Here is a 15,008-nt window from a genome sequence, read left to right on the forward strand (position 1 = left end):
AAACTATGATGTGTCCTGTTTGGCGATGGTGCGCCGTCTGGATGGCCGTCGTCCTGTCGGCTGTTGCCGGTGAACCCGGTGTCGGGGGGGAGTTTATCGCGGTGCTGATCCCGTATCAGGAAGCGGTGGTTTCGGCGCGGGTCAGCAGTGTGGTCGGCGAATACCGGTTGAAGGATGGCGACGCCGCCGCCAAGAATGCGGTGATCGTCGAACTGGACACGGCGGAATTCCTGCCGTTGAAGGAAAAGGCGGAGGCGGTTTATCAGGAAAGCGTCACCCAGCGCAATTATTACAGGAAAATTTACGACGGCAATCTCGAACTGTTTCAAAAAGGCCTGCTCGGCGAACAGGAACTGGCGAAGAGCAAGCTGGACTGGGAATTGGCCGTGGCCCGGGAAAAAACCGCCATCGCCGATTTGCGGTTGACCAGCTTCAATGTCGTGGAATGCTCGATCCGGATGCCGTTCGACGGCAAGCTGGCCGAACGGTTGTGCAAGGCGCACGAATTCGTCCGGGCCGGTATGCCGCTGGTGTCGGTCATCGACGACAGCAAGGTTTACGCCGTCGCTTTCCTGCCGCTGGAATTGCGCAGCCGGTTGCGGCTGGGAGAACCGCTGTGGTTTTTGACCGATGAGCAGGCGATGCCGCTGGAGGGGAAAATCGCCTTTCTGGCACCGCGCGGCGATGCCACCAGCGGTAATTTCGAATTGCGGTTGTTGCTGGACAATGCCGACGGGAAATTGCTGCCCGGCATGTCCGGAGTGATTCGCTGCCGATGACTACCGAAGCGCAGCAGTTGCGGGGGCGCCTGGCGGCGTTGTCCCAGATCATCAAACTGGGGCAGGGGGCGTTTGAAGCGCCGACGCCGGCGGCGTTGGCTTCTTATATCGTCAACCGGAGCCTCGGTTTGATTCCGGCGGATCGTTCCACGCTGTTGGAGGTCCGGCAGAGACGAGTCCGGGTTCTGGCCCAGGCCGGCCAGGCCAAAGTGGTTGGCGATTCGGCTTACAATCAGGCGCTGCGGACGATTGCGCCGGCGTTTCCGGCTTTGGAGTCGGTGACGCTGTTGGCGCCGGATGTCGAAAACGACGTTTGTCCGCTGCGGGATCGCACCGCCTTCAGCGCGGACCGGGAAATCCTGGTGGTCGTTCCGCTGCGTTCCGGCCGGCGGCGGCCGGACGATTGTGCCCGGTTCTGGGTATTGGGCTTCTGGCAGGAGGCGTCCCGGCCGGCGGCGGACGGCAGTCTGCCGTTGTTGCGGGTGCTGTACCGTTTTTACGCCGATGCGTTCGAAAGCCTGGACGGCCGGGGAACCGGTCGTTTCCGGCTGGCGCCGGGGCGGTGGGGACGGAGCCGTTGGCTGTGGCTGGCGGTGATTGTGGCGGCGCTGTTGGTGTTCGTCCGGGTGCGGGATACGGTTAGTGCCGATTTTGAGCTGCGTCCGCTGGAGGAAAATGTCGTCTATGCGCCGTTTCCGGGAACGTTGCGGGAGTGCCTGGTCGGCGACGGTGCGCCGGTGAAGGCCGGCCAGGCGATTTTGCGTTATGACAGTGACGAGGTGAATTTCAAATTGGTGCAGGCGATGCGCCGCTGCGAATTGGCGCGGATGCGCTATGAGGTTGCCCAGAAACAGTCGGTCAAGGACCCGGCCAGCCTGGCTGCCGCCAAATTGCTGCAGTTGGAGATGGCCAGCGAGGCGGCCGATGTGGATTTGTGCAAGTGGTATGTCGAACATTCGACGCTGTACGCCGGTGCCGATGGCCGGGTTTTCTTCAACGATATCGCCAAACTGCTGAACCGTTCGCTGACGGCGGGAGAGCGGTTGTTCGAGGTGATTCCGGAGCATGGCGCGTTGATTGCGGAAGTTTATTTGAACGAACGGGACGCTGCGGTGCTGACCGATCCGGAACAATTGTCGCTGGCGCTTTATTTGCATACCCGGCCGGAACAGTCGCTGCGCGGTGAATTGCTGTCGGTCAGTCCGCAGGCGTTGCCGATCGGTCTGAATCATTACGGCTATCGGATTCGGGTGAAGCTGGCGCCGGAAGAAAATTCACCCGAATTGCTTTCCGGCATGCGCGGCATTGCCCGGGTGCAGGGCCCGCGCGTTTCACTGGGCTTTTATCTGTTCCGCAATCTGCTGATCTGGTGGCATGGCGTATGACGGCAGCGAGGGAAGAGAACGTCCCGCAGGTCGCTCCGTTGCGGCGGGACCTGAAATTGCTGCACAATGCCGAAGGCGCAGTGTGGTTCGATCCGGTGGCGGATCGTTATTTTCAATTGGATGAGGCGTTGCTGACGTTATCCGGTTTTTTGAAGGACGCGCTGCCGCTCGATGAATTGCTCGCGCGGGGAGCCGCCGCCGGCTTGGATCGGGAAACGGTGCTGCAGGGGGTGCTGTTTCTGAAACATCACCATCTGCTTCGTCTGCCGCCGGAGGAGGCGATGGCGGCCGCCGGTAAAGTTGCGGCGCTGGAACGCGGCATGCTCTGGCAGAAAGTGCTTTCTTCCTATCTGTTTTTGCAGTTTACCCTGTGTCGTCCCGACCGCTTTCTGACCCGGACGCTGCCATGGGTCCGGATGATCTTCAACCGGCCGGTGGTGTGGCTGCTGCTGCTGTCGGCGGCGGCCGGTTATCTCGGCCTGATCCGGCATTGGACGGCGGTCGGCGATATGTTTGCGCATTCTCTATCGCGGCGGGGACTGATCAATTATGCGCTGGCGGTGACGGCGGTGAAGATCATTCATGAGCTGGCGCATGCTTATGTCGCCAAATCCTACGGCGTCCGGGTGCGTCGGTTCGGCCTCGGTTTCATCGTTTTTCTGCCGCGCTTGTTTACCGATGTCACCGATGGTTGGCAGTTGTCGGATCGCCGCGGCCGGATTTGGATCGACGCGGCCGGAATCGCCGCCGAAGTAGCGATCGGCGGTCTGGCGGCACTGATGTGGGCGGCTTCGTCGCCGGGTGCGCTGCATACGGTCTGTTTTTATCTGTTTGCCGTCAGCGCGCTGAATACGGTCTTCGTCAACGGCAATCCGCTGATCCGCTATGACGGTTATTTTCTGCTGATGGATGCGTTGGGCATCCATAATCTGCAGCAGCGCAGTTTGCAGGAGGTGCGACGGCGTTTTCAGCATCATGTGCTCGGCATGCCCGCCGGTCCGGCTCCGGAACGGTCGGGCTGGCTGCTGGTTTACGGTATCGCTTCGTTCATTTATCGCCTGTTCTTGTATACGGCGATCATCATGGTGGTCTATTTCAGGTTCACCAAGACGATCGGCCTGGCTTTGCTGCTGCTGGAATTCTATCTCCTGGTCTGGCGGCCGCTGCGGCGGGAGTTTCAATGGTATTGGCGGCAGCGGGAGCGCCTCCGGCCGGCCCGGGCGGTGCTGTTCGGCGGGGGGCTGCTGGTTCTGCTCGGTATCCTGGCGCTGCCGTTGCCGTGGACGTTGCGGCTGCCGATGGAAGTGTCGGCCGGAGCGGTGGAGTACTTCTATGTCCGGCAGCCGGGATACCTGCAGAATTGGGCGTCGGATGGCCAATGGGTGGAACCGCAACAGCCGTTGATTGAAACGATGAATCCGGAATTCGACAATGCGGCGCAAAGGGCGCAATTGGCTTTCCGCCGTGCGGAGGAAGAGTTCCGGCAGGCCGGCCGAACGCCGGAACGGCAACGGGAATTGCCGGCGCTGGAACAGCAGCGGCAGCGGGCGCTGGAAAATGTCCATGAAATGGTGCGGCGGCAGCGGCAATTGCGCTGCGAAAGCGCCTTCGCCGGCCGTTTTGCCCGGATTGCCGATTCCGCCCATGTCGGTGAATTTCTGGCGCCGGGCCGTTTGATGGGGGTGCTTTACGATGAAAAACCGTTGATTCGGGCCTATGCCGGCGAGAAGGAGATCGGCTGGTTGCGGGAACGGCAGGAAGTGCAGCTTCGCCTGGCCGGTGAATGGAACAGTTGCCGGGGGATCATCCGTTCGGTCGGCGCGATTCCGGTGGCGGTGGTCAATTCGCCGTTGCTGGATCTCTACGGCGGGCCGTTGGCGACGGTTCGCGGCCGGGATGGCCGTCCGGAGTTGCAGGAACGCTTTTACCTGGTGGAAATCGTCCCGTCGGCGGGAGAATGGTCCGGGCAGTTCGGCCGCAGCGGTGAAGTGAGCTGCCGGCGTTACCGCTCGTTGGGGATGCTGTTGTTCCGGCAACTTTTCCAGTTGCTGCGCCGGGAACTGAGTTTTTGATTACGGTTTTTTCGCCGGTTGATCGGTCGGGGGGCCGGAGGCGGCCGGCAGGGTCTTGCCGGCGTTGAGCAGCAGCGTCAGGAAGCTGAGCAGGAACAGCAGCTGCACCAAGATGACCACGGCCGTCTGGAAGGTTCCCCACAACAGCGGCAGGACGCTCAAATTGATGACGAACATCAACGTATGCAGCAGCAGCACCGCCCGTTTGCGGCTCATGCCGAGCCGGACGAAGCGATGGGAAAGATGGTTGTGGTCGCCGATCCAGAAGGGTTGGCGGCGGAGGCTGCGGATGACGATGACCGACAGCGTGTCGAACAGCGGAATCGACAGGATGAACAGCGGCAGCAGAACCGGAAAACGCGACAGCGAAAATTCCGGTGAATAATAGGTGACGCTGGCGCTGACCACCGCAATCAGGTAGCCGAGGAAGTGACTGCCGGAATCCCCCATGAAGATGGTTGCCGGCGAATGGTTGAAAAACCAGAACCCGAGACCGACGCCGCAGCTCAGCGAGGCCAGGGTGGCAACGAAATATTGCTGCTGGATGCCGGCAACGATGGCGAAGAACAGCATGGCGATGGTGACGGTGCCGACCGCCAGTCCGTCCATGTTGTCGAAGAAGTTAATTGAATTCATCATCAGCATGAACCAGAAGACGGTGGCCAGCCAGGTCAATACCGGCACATCCAGGAAGATGCTGATCCGGATGCCGGCGAACTGGACGGCGATCAGGGCGACGAGGAACTGGCCGGCGAATTTCGGCGCCGCCTGCAGATGGCAACGGTCGTCGGCCAGTCCGAGCAGCATCGCCAGCGCGGCGCCGAGAATGATGAACAGCAGCTTGACAGAGACGTGCGCCAGTCCGGCGGTATGGGCGGCGATCGCCTGGGAGATCTGGGTCGCCAGCCCGGAATCCAGCGCCAGAAAGGCGAACAGGAAACAGCAGAGCCAGGCGGAGAACATCGCCGCGCCGCCGAGCAGGGCGACCGGCTTGCCGTGGCCTTTGTGTTTTTCGCCTTTCGGGCGGTCCATGAAATCGAGTTTTTCCGCCAGCCGCTGAAAAAGCGGCGTGGCGATCAGCGTCAGCCCGGCGCCGCCCAGCAGCGTGATAAAGTACAAATGCGGCCACAGTATCATAAGCAAAATCCCGGTTTATTGATGAATGATCGTTGTAAAAAACTGAAATAAAACTATGTTGATGGAATAACATAGCAGATTTACTTCACTTTGAAACCGGGGAATTCAAAAAAAATGTCTCGACAATATATTTTCGGACCGGTTGCCTCCCGGCGGCTCGGTGTTTCGCTGGGGATTGATTTGGTCGAACCGAAAACCTGTCCGCAGAATTGCGTTTATTGCGAAGCCGGCGCCACTACCCTGCTGACGATGGAACGGCGCGAATACGTGCCGGTCGCGACGGTGCTGGCCCAGCTCGACCTGGTGCTGCGGAGCCGTCCGCCACTTGATTACGTCACCTTTTCCGGTTCCGGCGAACCGACGTTGCATTCGAAAATCGGCGAAGTGGTCGCTTTCCTCAAGACCCGTTATCCGGAATACAGGATTTGCCTGCTGACCAACGGCATGCTGCTCGGGGACCGGGCGCTGCGGCGGGAAATTGCCGCCGTCGATCTGGTCGTGCCGTCGCTGGATGCCTCCTGCCGGCCGGAATTCGAACAGATCAACCGGCCGGCGGCGATGTCGGATTTCGACGTTTTTGTCGCCAATCTGATCGATTTCTGCCGAAATCGCACCGCCGAAACGGTGCTGGAACTTTTTGTCGTGCCGGGCGTCAACGATTCCGAGGCGTCGCTTGAGCGGTTTGCGGCGATCATCCGGCAGTTGAAAGTGGGCAAAGTGCAGCTCAATACCCTGGATAGACCGGGCTGCGTGGAGTGGATCCGGCCGGCCACGTCGCGCGACCTGGGGCGGTTCATCCGGGCGCTGGAGCCGTTCGTGCCGGTCGAAGCGGTGGGCGTCTATCGCTACAAGAGCCCGGCGTTGCATAAAAAGCTGGAACTGAGCGAACTGGACAAACGGATTCTGGATTACGTGTTGCGCCGTCCCGCCACGGTGGCGGATCTGGTGGTGGCGCTCGGTTGCGATGCCGCCGAAATCCAGCGGGCGGCGGCCCGGCTGGTGGACGGCGGCCAGTTGCAGTCCGAGCGCCTGGCGCGCGGCGAATTTTTCAGTCGCGGCGGCCAGAGTGCCGGCTGAAGCGGGCATGCGGCTGAACAAAATTTAGTTTTCGCCTGTCAACTTCACAGATATTTGCCGATGAGCAGTTCGAATTTCCGGCGGTTTTCGGCGGAGATCGCCGTTGGGCGGGTGATCAGCGCGTGTTCCAGGGCGTGCGGACACGGACAGCGTACGGGCAGGCCGGCGACCCGGCCGGCGACCAGCCGGATGATCTCTTTGGCCAGTTTGACGTTGGCGGTAAGGTTCTGGACGACCAGTTTGACGGTGACATGGTCATGGTCGGGGTGCCAGCAGTCGTAATCGGTGACCATCGCGACGGTGCAGTAACACAGTTCGGCTTCCCGGGCCAGCTTGGCTTCGGCCAAGTTGGTCATGCCGACGACCGACAGGTGATTGTCGCGATGGAAGCGGGATTCCGCCTGGGTGGAAAAGGCCGGGCCTTCGATGTTGACGTAGGTGCCGGTTGGGAACACCCGGCGGTCGGGCGCTTCGGAGCCGGCGATGGCTTCGCGGGCGGCGGCGGCGGCCAGGCTTGATAGTTCCGGGCAGACCGGATGGCCGAATGCGATATGGGCGGCGACGCCGCCGCCGAAAAAGGTTTGCGTTTCGCCGCCGCGCTTGGTACGGTCGAAATACTGGTCGATGATCACGACGTCGCGCGGCCGCATTTCCTCGGTCAGGCTGCCGACTGCCGAAATGCTCAGCAGGTGGGTGACGCCGAGTTGTTTCATCGCATGGATGTTGGCGCGGTGGTTCAACTCGTGCGGCAGCAGGGTGTGGTTGTGGCCGTGGCGCGGCAGGAAGACCACTTCGACGTCGTGCAGGCGGCCGCAGGTGAATTGGTCGGAAGGCGTTCCGAACGGAGTGTCCAGTGTTTGCGTGTGAAGTGCTTCGAGTCCTTCGATGTCATACAGGCCGCTGCCGCCGATGATGCCGAGTTTTGTCATGGTTGTCATTCCTTAAAATAGTCGTAAAAACATTGTTACTTTCCTGCGGGAGGAGGTTGCCAGCACGGTTTCCAACACTATATTATGCCAGAGCGGGATTGTCAAGAACGGGGAATAGTCCTCGAAATATTTTATTTCGGAAAGTGATTGAAAGTTATGTTATGTGAGATATGCAAACACAATGAGGCGACAATCCATATTCAGGAGATTGTCGGCGGCAATAAGAAAACGATGCACATCTGCAGCGATTGCGCGGCGCAGAAGCAGAGCAACGGCGGGTTGGATTTCGGCGGCTTCAACCTGGCGGAGATGTTGTACAATCTGTCTGCCAAATTCACCGATCCGGCGACCGGCGCCAAGGAGCGCCGGGAGGAGGACGCCGCGGTGGAACCGGCCAACGCCTGTCCGAATTGCGGTTGGGATATCGTCGGATTGCGGAAAACCGGCCGGCTGGGCTGTCCGGTTTGTTATGAGACGTTCAAGGAAGTGATCGATGAGGCGTTGACGAAGATGCACCGCGGCAAGGTCCATGTCGGCAAAATGCCGCACGACGGGCACGATGCGGACAATTCGCAGTGGTTGCGGGAGTTGACGATGGCGCAGCAGAGCCTGGCCGAATCGGTCAAGCGGGAAGAGTATGAACAGGCGGCGGTCTTTCGCGACCGCATCAATGAGTTGAAGAAGAAACTGGCGGATCGCGGGGTGCAGTTATGAGCGCGGCGGATATCGAACGGCTGTGGCGGAACAATGTCAGTTGGCTGGCGAATTGCGAGGAGGACAATGACATTGCCATCAGTTCGCGCATCCGGCTGGCCCGCAATGTCGTCGGTTTTCCGTTTCCGATTGCGGCGACGGCGGAGCAACTGGAGCTGCTGGACCAGAATGTCGAACAGGCATTGAAGAGCAGCGGCTGCCTGGGAGAAGCGCCGCTGAGCTTCAAGCTCAATGAATTGAGCGAAATGGAAAAGCAGTTGCTGCTGGAGCGCCGGCTGGTCAGCCCCGACTTCCTGGCCCGGCGGCAGGGGGCGGAATTGTTCGTTCAGGCCGATGAGGTCAGCGGTATCATGGTCAACGAAGAGGACCATCTGCGGCTGCAGACGCTGCTGCCCGGGTTGCAGTTGCAGGAGGCCTGGCAGATCATCGACCGGCTGGATTCGCGGCTCGGCGAATTTCTGGATTATGCGTTCGACGACCGGCTCGGCTATCTGACCTGTTGTCCGACCAACGTCGGTACCGGCATGCGCGCTTCGGTGATGCTCCATCTGCCCGGCTTGGTGTTGTCCGGGCAGATTACTGCGGCGATTCAGGGCGTCGGCAAACTGGGGATGGCGGTGCGCGGCATTTTCGGCGAAGGCTCGGACAATCGCGGCAATCTCTTTCAAATTTCCAACCAGAGCACGCTCGGCGAGAGTGAGACGCAGATCATCGAGCGGCTGAGCAATGTCATCGCGATGATGATCAACCATGAGAAAAACGCCCGTTATTCGATGCTGGAAAAGAATCAGGCTTTCCTGCTGGATCAGGTGGGGAGAGCTTACGGCATGTTGCGGCACTCCTATATTTTGAATTATGAGGAAGCGTTGAATTTGCTGTCGCGGCTGCGTTTCGGCGTCGATATGAAGATGTTTTCGATGGTCAACGTCAAAACGGTCAATCTGCTGTTCATGGCGATCGGGCCGGCGCATTTGCAGAAATATGCCGGCCGGGTCCTGTCCGGCGGCGAATGTGATGTCGTCCGGGCCGCGATGGTGCGCGAACGTTTGAAGGAGGCCAATGAAAACGGCAATTGAATATCGGGCGGAGCCGTAACGGTCACGGCGTCTTTCGCGGTCCGGGAGGCGCCGTCAACATGACAGGGGGGATGAATTCTTTTGGATACGATGCTGGTATTGCTGCTCGCATTGCTGGAGATGACGTTTATTTTTGTCGGCTTTTGCCTGCTGCACAGCCAGCGCAAGGTATTGGGGTCGGCGGCGTTCTACATGACCTTCGGGTTGATGTTCCTGATGATGCAGTTGGTCTATGCCGCCGATTTGCAGGTGCAGGGGCCGAACGTCCTGTGGTTCGGGTTGTCGTTCCGGTTGAGTTCAACGGTATTTTTCATGCCCTGCCTCGCCGCTTTGCTGCTGTTGTATGTCACCGAAGGAACGCTGGCGATCCAGCGTTTCATCATCGGCTTGCTGGTGTTGTTCGGCATCTTCTTCTACCTCGGCGACCTGACCAGGTTGCAGTGCGCCTGGCAGGAGTTCTCCATTTCGCAGGGCATTGCGGCCAACACTTTCGAATTCCTGCTGGAACGCAGCCGGCAGGGCCTGCTGGCGACGCTGGTCGCCCAGATCATCGACCTCTTCCTGCTGCCGATCGTCTATACCCGGCTGCGCAACTCCAACAGAAATTTATTCTGTTGTCTGTTCGGCGCGCTGATGGTGGCGCAGCTGGCCGATTCGCTGGTGTACATGCTGCTGACTTTCCGTACCCAGCCGCTCTGGCCGGTCGAATTGAACAATACCTTCGTCATCCGGACGGTGACGGCTTTCTGGTTCGGCATCCTGCTGACGGTTTACATCCACAAATTCGAGCAGGGCAACGAGAACAAAGAACACAATCCGCTGGAGATCGTCTTCGCGTTTTTCGGCGGTTACGGCCGTTCGAAGATGCTGGAAAAAAATCTGCTCGAATGGGAAGGCCGTTATAAAATGGTGGTGGAAAACGCCACCGAGATGGTCATCCTGATCGACAACCTCGGGATGATCATCGAGTGCAATCCGGCCACCGCCAAAATGCTGAAGATGAAATCGCCGCTCGACTTGGCCAACCGGGATTTTTTCGAATTGATGTACGATGTCGATGAAAACATGCGGCGGGTGATGCTGAACACGCCGCCGACGGCCGACGGCCGCGGCGCCCGTTACAAGGTGCGGATGGCCGGCACCCAGAATTTGGATCTGCTGATCGATCTGACGATTTCGCCGATCAATGTCCACGGCGTGCTGATGCTGATCGTTTTCGGCCGCGATATCACCGAAGAGACCCATCTGGCGGAAGAACGGGAGATGCTGCGCGAACAATTGGCGCATTCCCAGCGTTTGGAGTCGCTGGGCAAACTGGCCGGCGGCGTCGCCCATGATTTCAACAATTACGTTCATGCGATTCTGGGACATATCGATGTGATCAATATGATTTACGCGGTGGACAACCCGAAGATCAAGCAGCATCTCGACAAGATTGAAATGGTCGCCGAACAGGCCAGCCGGCTGACCGGCCAGTTGCTCGGTTTCGCCCGCAAGGGAAAATATCAGGAGGCTGAACTGGAATTGCGCCAGTTGTTGCTCAAAAGCGTCGAGTTGTTCCGGCTGAGCTGCAAGCGGCATATGAAATTGATCGAAGCCTATGGCGACAGGGAGTGCTGGATTTGCGGCGATCAGCTGCAGTTGCAGCAGGTGATCGTCAATCTGCTGATCAACGCCCGCGATGCGATGCGCAAGGAAGAGGGGTATCTGCCGGTGGTGGAAATTTCGCTGGGGGAGGCGTCGCAGTGTCCGGTCAAGCCGCATCCGATGGAATTGCCGCCGGAAGGATTCGAACCGGCCGATTTCTATTACATCATGATCCGGGATAACGGCCGTGGGATGAACCGGGCAACGATGCAGCGGATTTTCGAACCGTTCTTCACGACCAAGCCGGTCGGAGAGGGAACCGGCATGGGGCTGGCGATGGTTTACGGCACGATTAACCATCACCACGGCGCGATGCAGGTCCTGAGCCGGGTCGGCAAGGGGACTACCTTTATCATTTTCCTGCCGAAACTGACCAACCGCCGGCAGGCCGACCAGCAGAGCAGCATTCAACTGGCGACCGAAGAGATGCCGGCGCCGGAAGTGTGACTTTATCCCTCTGGTAAACAAGCGGAAAAGCAACGCGGCGCAGTGAGCGTCCAGCCTGTGGCCGGCAGGTGTGGGCCGGCAGCGACTGCTCTATGTGCCGGGTTCCAGTCGAATGAAACCGATGTGGCAACAGGCGATGCCGGAACAAAGCGTCATCTACCGGCGGGAATGGGCCGGCCGGACCGAATTGGCGCTCTATTCGCCGACGGAAGTAGCGGAGGAATCTTTGCTGATCCGGTTGCCGTCAGACCGGCAGAACGCGTTGGAAATGATCCGGCGCGACCGGCTCAACCGGTTGCAGCGGTACGTACGTATTTCACCGCTGGAATCTTCGTTGCCGCCGGTGCGGCCGTTTGTGTTGACCGCGCAAGAAGTCGTGGCCTTGACGGATATGGAGGATTTGGAGGTATATCTGGCGGAATATCTGCAATCTTTGCAGCAACGCGATCGCGAGAATGCATCATATGATGTGGAAGTGACGGTATCGCCGCTGACCGGCCGGCCCGGCTGTTATGCCATAACCATGAAGTCTTTTGACCAACTGAAGCATGAAGTGGTTGCTGCTCCGGCTTTGCTGGTGGAGAAGGGAACGGTCGGAACGGTGGAATTATTGGGACCGGGAACGACCTCTCACTGGTTTCAGACCGAATTTTTTGAAGAAGTCAAGGTGTCGGGATATGGTTATGTTGCCAAGACCAGAGTCGATCCGGCGGACGGTGGTAAAATCCGGTTACGGATAGCCTGCATGTTCCGTTTGCGGAGTGGAAACGGAAAAGAAGATTCTACCAGGTTGATCGAGAAAGAGCTGTGGTTGGAATCCGGGGAACCGGTGACGTTGCGGGGAAATTGAGAATGGCCGCCGTCTCCGGTTTGAAACCGGAGACGGCGGCGGACATTGGGCGACGCGGATCGGTCGCGTTGTTGCCTAATCGACGGTAGACGGTTTCGACCTTCGGCTTCGGATTGTCGAAGGTCATGAACCGCATCTGCCGGGGCCGCCGGGGGCAGCGACAGATTGTGATCGTCGAACGGCAATTACGGCCCGGCAAAACGTACCTTTCTTCAATCGCCGTATGTGCTGTTCCATTTTTCGTCATTGTCGGCAAGCTCTGTGGCGGACATCGGCTGGACATGCCAGTCGGCAAACAGCATGTTGGTCTTTTTGTCATGGACCATGCCGGCTCCCATAAAAGTGGTCTGGTTTCTGACATTCCAGGCGTTATCCGACCAGCTCGGGAAATAATCGATGTAACCGCCGCCCTCGCTGGAACAATCCGCCAGTACCGCCAGAATGGTCGGCTGCTTCATCTGGACGGTCTTTTTGCCTCGCCCCAGGCGCGCATAATTGTGGACATAATTCATGCCGTAGGGATTGTCCATCGTCGAGTTATCGTTCCACCATTGACGGCTGTTGGTCGGGCATTGCCAGACACCGGACAGCGCCCGGCCGTCCCATACTTCGTTGCCGGTCTCATACCAGCCGAGATCCAGCCACCAGGTGGTGTTGCTTTTACCGAATTCACCAAAATCGTAATGCGCCAGGTAATTGTCATCGTAGTCGTTGGTGTACATCGAATAAGTGATGCCCAACTGTTTCAGGTTATTGACGCATTTGATTGACATCGCCCTCGCTTTGGCTTTGCCCAATGCCGGCAGCAACATACTGGCAAGAATGGCGATAATCGCAATCACGACCAGCAGTTCGATGAGTGTGAAACTTTTCTTCATGGTTACTTTCCTTTCCGATTTAGATGGAGGTTTTTGGTGTTTTATATACAATTAAGAGAGTGCAAAAGTTCCATCGGCAACTTGGATGGCTTCGACCGCCGCCTTCACCTGCAAGTCCGGTTTCTGAATGACGTGCAGCGAACGGTTCGGCGGCGGCGCCGTCGAATGGCGGACGATGATTTCGGCATTGTTTTTGAACATGTTCAGATTGAAGCTGATCTCTTCGAAAGTCCGCTTGCCTTCTGCCAGATCGAGAACGCTCAACGCCGCTTGTTGGCCGAGGATGAACGTATGGTCGTCGAAGGTGGTCATCTGAATGATGCCGTAACGGCTCAACGGCGTTTCCAGCGAGATGATGCTAATGTCCTGCGGGCAGTTGCCGCCGGCCTCGATGAAACGGTTCAAAAAACCAGCGGCAAATTGATCGGTGGCCGCCAGCGCGGTGAAGCGCTCGGCCAGCGGCATCGCCAGCCATTCCCCGGCCAGCCGGGCACCGCTGATGAACTCCTCCGCCTGGTAAGGCGGGAACTGCAGTTCCAGGTCGTTCCAGAGATTTTTGGCGCAAAGCCGTTCGCGGGCCTCCTGGTAAATTTCCCGGGTGAACAGGTAATAAACCGGTACGGCAATCCGGCGGTGCCCCAGGCTGTAAAAATAGGAAAGAATGCGTTCGCAACTCTCCTGTTCGTCGGTGTTGACGCAGAGGATGTCTTCCGGGTATTGACCACCGATGATGACGAACGGCAGTTTGGTCTTCTGAATTTCACGGACGACCTGCAAATCGGTGATCCCGGCCAGAATCAGGCCGTCGATGTTGCACTGACGAATGTTGGTCGGCATGATGAATTCGTTGATGTCGCTCATGTCGTAGGTGGAGATAACCACGTTGTATTTTCGTTTCCGGCAGATGTCGTGAACGCCGGACAGCATCGTGGCGAAATAGTTGTTGGCCAATCCGAGCGTTACTTTGCAGGAAAGCAGAAAACCGATCTGATAGCTTCGCTTGCTGGAAAGCATCCGGGCCGCACTCTGCGGAACGTAATTGTGGGTCTTGATGATTTGCTGTACCCGTTCTTTGGTCTGGGCGCTGATTTTCGGACGGTTGTTGAGTACGGCGGAAACCGCCGCCGTCGAAACGCCGGCCAGTCGGGCAATATCACTGATTCGTAATTTGCCGTTCTTCCGTTCCGGGGCTGTACTCATGAGCGTCTCATCCTTGTTGTCATTCATCGTATCGTCATGGTTAATGATTAGTGAATCGATTTACTTCGTTTGCTATATAGTATAGTAAATCGGTTAACAAAATGCAATAGGGAAATCTAAAAAAAATGAAATTTTTTTTGTTTTTCTTTGATTTTGATGAGAAGTGGGAAGATGATAGTCGGCCGGCGGCGGCTTTCTACCCGGCGAAAAGTGGGATGAAAAGCCGCCGCCGTGGCTTCAGCGCCAGGAAACGAGATCGTCCAGCCGGTATTTCGGCACGTGCAGCACATCCCGGTCGTCGAGATAATAACTGGCGTCCTCATCCAGCGCCACGGTTTCGCCGACCGGCATTTCAGCCGGATAGCCGACCGCCAGCAGATAAAGCAGCCGCCGCGGCGCCGAAAAATCCAGCAGGCTTTCGACCGCCCGGGCGTCGAAAGCGCCGATCCAGCAGCAGCCGAGTTCCTGGTCGGCGGCCATCAGTTCCATGCTCTGGATGGCGGCGCCGGCGTCGGCGTAAAGATGATTGTTCGGCGTCGCGTCGCTGTAAACGGCGATGAAACACCGAGGCGCGGTTTCGCCGGGCACCGGATTGCGCCGGGGAGCGACCTTGGCGGCATAACGGGTATGCCGGAAGATCTCGCCGACCAGCGATTCATCGCGCAGAACAAGATAACGCAGACGCTGCAAATTGGCGGCGCAGGAACTCTGCCTTGCCGCCTCCAGCATCCGTCGCAGCGCTTCCTCCGGGACCGGGCGCTGCTGAAAGCGCCGGATGGTCCGGCGCCTGGCCAGCAAAGTGTTGAAATCCATGATT

The 15,008-nt window shown here is 58.5% G+C and carries 13 protein-coding genes; 8 read left to right on the forward strand and 5 right to left on the reverse strand.

What is annotated here, in order from left to right; all coding sequences use genetic code 11:
• Nucleotides 1-5 precede the first annotated feature (5 nt).
• From HWX74_RS14675 to HWX74_RS14685, 3 genes are read left to right on the forward strand one after another with little or no spacing between them, the layout of a single operon-like run.
• Nucleotides 6-779, forward strand: a complete 774-nt coding sequence (locus HWX74_RS14675) for an efflux RND transporter periplasmic adaptor subunit (RefSeq protein WP_176014249.1) — start codon at nt 6-8, stop codon at nt 777-779.
• Entirely contained in the window at nt 776-2,164 is a 1,389-nt protein-coding gene (locus HWX74_RS14680) for an HlyD family efflux transporter periplasmic adaptor subunit (protein ID WP_176014250.1), read from the forward strand. Before HWX74_RS14675 ends, HWX74_RS14680 begins: the two co-directional genes overlap by 4 nt.
• A complete protein-coding gene (locus tag HWX74_RS14685; RefSeq protein WP_176014251.1) occupies nt 2,161-4,236 on the forward strand; it encodes a M50 family metallopeptidase in 2,076 nt (691 codons plus the stop codon). Before HWX74_RS14680 ends, HWX74_RS14685 begins: the two co-directional genes overlap by 4 nt.
• Here the strand turns inward: HWX74_RS14685 and HWX74_RS14690 are convergent, their stop codons facing one another.
• Nucleotides 4,237-5,373, reverse strand: a complete 1,137-nt coding sequence (locus HWX74_RS14690) for an MraY family glycosyltransferase (protein WP_176014252.1) — start codon at nt 5,371-5,373, stop codon at nt 4,237-4,239.
• Nucleotides 5,374-5,487: 114 nt separating this feature from the next.
• Here HWX74_RS14690 and HWX74_RS14695 point away from each other — a divergent pair, with 114 nt between their 5' ends.
• Nucleotides 5,488-6,450, forward strand: coding sequence for a radical SAM protein (locus HWX74_RS14695; RefSeq protein ID WP_176014253.1), 963 nt, complete (start codon nt 5,488-5,490; stop codon nt 6,448-6,450).
• A 44-nt stretch (nt 6,451-6,494) separates the two neighbouring features.
• On the opposite strand, the gene mtnP is transcribed toward HWX74_RS14695, so the two are convergent.
• The gene (gene mtnP / locus HWX74_RS14700) at nt 6,495-7,379 is read right to left on the reverse strand and encodes an S-methyl-5'-thioadenosine phosphorylase (RefSeq protein WP_217704968.1); all 885 of its coding nucleotides are present in this window, start codon (nt 7,377-7,379) and stop codon (nt 6,495-6,497) included.
• Between the two features lie 156 nt (nt 7,380-7,535).
• On the opposite strand from mtnP, the gene HWX74_RS14705 reads away from it, so the two are divergent.
• From HWX74_RS14705 to HWX74_RS14720, 4 genes are all read left to right on the forward strand, one after another.
• Nucleotides 7,536-8,093 (forward strand): UvrB/UvrC motif-containing protein, encoded by a 558-nt coding sequence (locus tag HWX74_RS14705; protein ID WP_176014255.1) that lies wholly within the window; start codon nt 7,536-7,538, stop codon nt 8,091-8,093.
• Nucleotides 8,090-9,169 (forward strand): protein arginine kinase, encoded by a 1,080-nt coding sequence (locus HWX74_RS14710; RefSeq protein WP_176014256.1) that lies wholly within the window; start codon nt 8,090-8,092, stop codon nt 9,167-9,169. Before HWX74_RS14705 ends, HWX74_RS14710 begins: the two co-directional genes overlap by 4 nt.
• A gap of 90 nt (nt 9,170-9,259) precedes the next feature.
• Entirely contained in the window at nt 9,260-11,263 is a 2,004-nt protein-coding gene (locus HWX74_RS14715) for an ATP-binding protein (protein ID WP_254872357.1), read from the forward strand.
• Nucleotides 11,264-11,375: 112 nt separating this feature from the next.
• Nucleotides 11,376-12,113 carry a hypothetical protein gene (locus HWX74_RS14720; RefSeq protein ID WP_176014258.1) on the forward strand — a complete coding sequence of 246 codons (738 nt, stop codon included), beginning with the start codon at nt 11,376-11,378 and terminating at the stop codon, nt 12,111-12,113.
• Nucleotides 12,114-12,325: 212 nt separating this feature from the next.
• Here HWX74_RS14720 and HWX74_RS14725 read toward each other — a convergent pair whose 3' ends face one another.
• From HWX74_RS14725 to HWX74_RS14735, 3 genes are all read right to left on the reverse strand, one after another.
• Nucleotides 12,326-12,991 (reverse strand): type II secretion system protein, encoded by a 666-nt coding sequence (locus tag HWX74_RS14725; protein ID WP_176014259.1) that lies wholly within the window; start codon nt 12,989-12,991, stop codon nt 12,326-12,328.
• A 51-nt stretch (nt 12,992-13,042) separates the two neighbouring features.
• The gene (locus tag HWX74_RS14730; protein WP_176014260.1) at nt 13,043-14,191 is read right to left on the reverse strand and encodes a LacI family DNA-binding transcriptional regulator; all 1,149 of its coding nucleotides are present in this window, start codon (nt 14,189-14,191) and stop codon (nt 13,043-13,045) included.
• 237 nt (nt 14,192-14,428) lie between these two features.
• Nucleotides 14,429-15,004: a nitroreductase family protein gene (locus HWX74_RS14735; RefSeq protein WP_176014261.1), complete on the reverse strand. Its 576-nt coding sequence runs from the start codon at nt 15,002-15,004 to the stop codon at nt 14,429-14,431.
• Nucleotides 15,005-15,008: the final 4 nt, after the last annotated feature.

The organism is Victivallis sp. Marseille-Q1083 (genome assembly GCF_903645315.1).
Taxonomy (GTDB): domain Bacteria; phylum Verrucomicrobiota; class Lentisphaeria; order Victivallales; family Victivallaceae; genus UMGS1518.

Coding starts and splice junctions, on each gene's coding strand:
- HWX74_RS14695 (WP_176014253.1), top strand. CDS start 5,488: ATGTCTCGACAATATATTTTCGGACCGGTTGCCTCCCGGCGGCTCGGT.
- HWX74_RS14720 (WP_176014258.1), top strand. CDS start 11,376: ATGAAACCGATGTGGCAACAGGCGATGCCGGAACAAAGCGTCATCTAC.
- HWX74_RS14725 (WP_176014259.1), bottom strand. CDS start 12,991: ATGAAGAAAAGTTTCACACTCATCGAACTGCTGGTCGTGATTGCGATT.
- HWX74_RS14705 (WP_176014255.1), top strand. CDS start 7,536: ATGTTATGTGAGATATGCAAACACAATGAGGCGACAATCCATATTCAG.
- HWX74_RS14710 (WP_176014256.1), top strand. CDS start 8,090: ATGAGCGCGGCGGATATCGAACGGCTGTGGCGGAACAATGTCAGTTGG.
- HWX74_RS14680 (WP_176014250.1), top strand. CDS start 776: ATGACTACCGAAGCGCAGCAGTTGCGGGGGCGCCTGGCGGCGTTGTCC.
- HWX74_RS14690 (WP_176014252.1), bottom strand. CDS start 5,373: ATGATACTGTGGCCGCATTTGTACTTTATCACGCTGCTGGGCGGCGCC.
- HWX74_RS14685 (WP_176014251.1), top strand. CDS start 2,161: ATGACGGCAGCGAGGGAAGAGAACGTCCCGCAGGTCGCTCCGTTGCGG.
- HWX74_RS14675 (WP_176014249.1), top strand. CDS start 6: ATGATGTGTCCTGTTTGGCGATGGTGCGCCGTCTGGATGGCCGTCGTC.
- mtnP (WP_217704968.1), bottom strand. CDS start 7,379: ATGACAAAACTCGGCATCATCGGCGGCAGCGGCCTGTATGACATCGAA.
- HWX74_RS14735 (WP_176014261.1), bottom strand. CDS start 15,004: ATGGATTTCAACACTTTGCTGGCCAGGCGCCGGACCATCCGGCGCTTT.
- HWX74_RS14715 (WP_254872357.1), top strand. CDS start 9,260: ATGCTGGTATTGCTGCTCGCATTGCTGGAGATGACGTTTATTTTTGTC.
- HWX74_RS14730 (WP_176014260.1), bottom strand. CDS start 14,191: ATGAGTACAGCCCCGGAACGGAAGAACGGCAAATTACGAATCAGTGAT.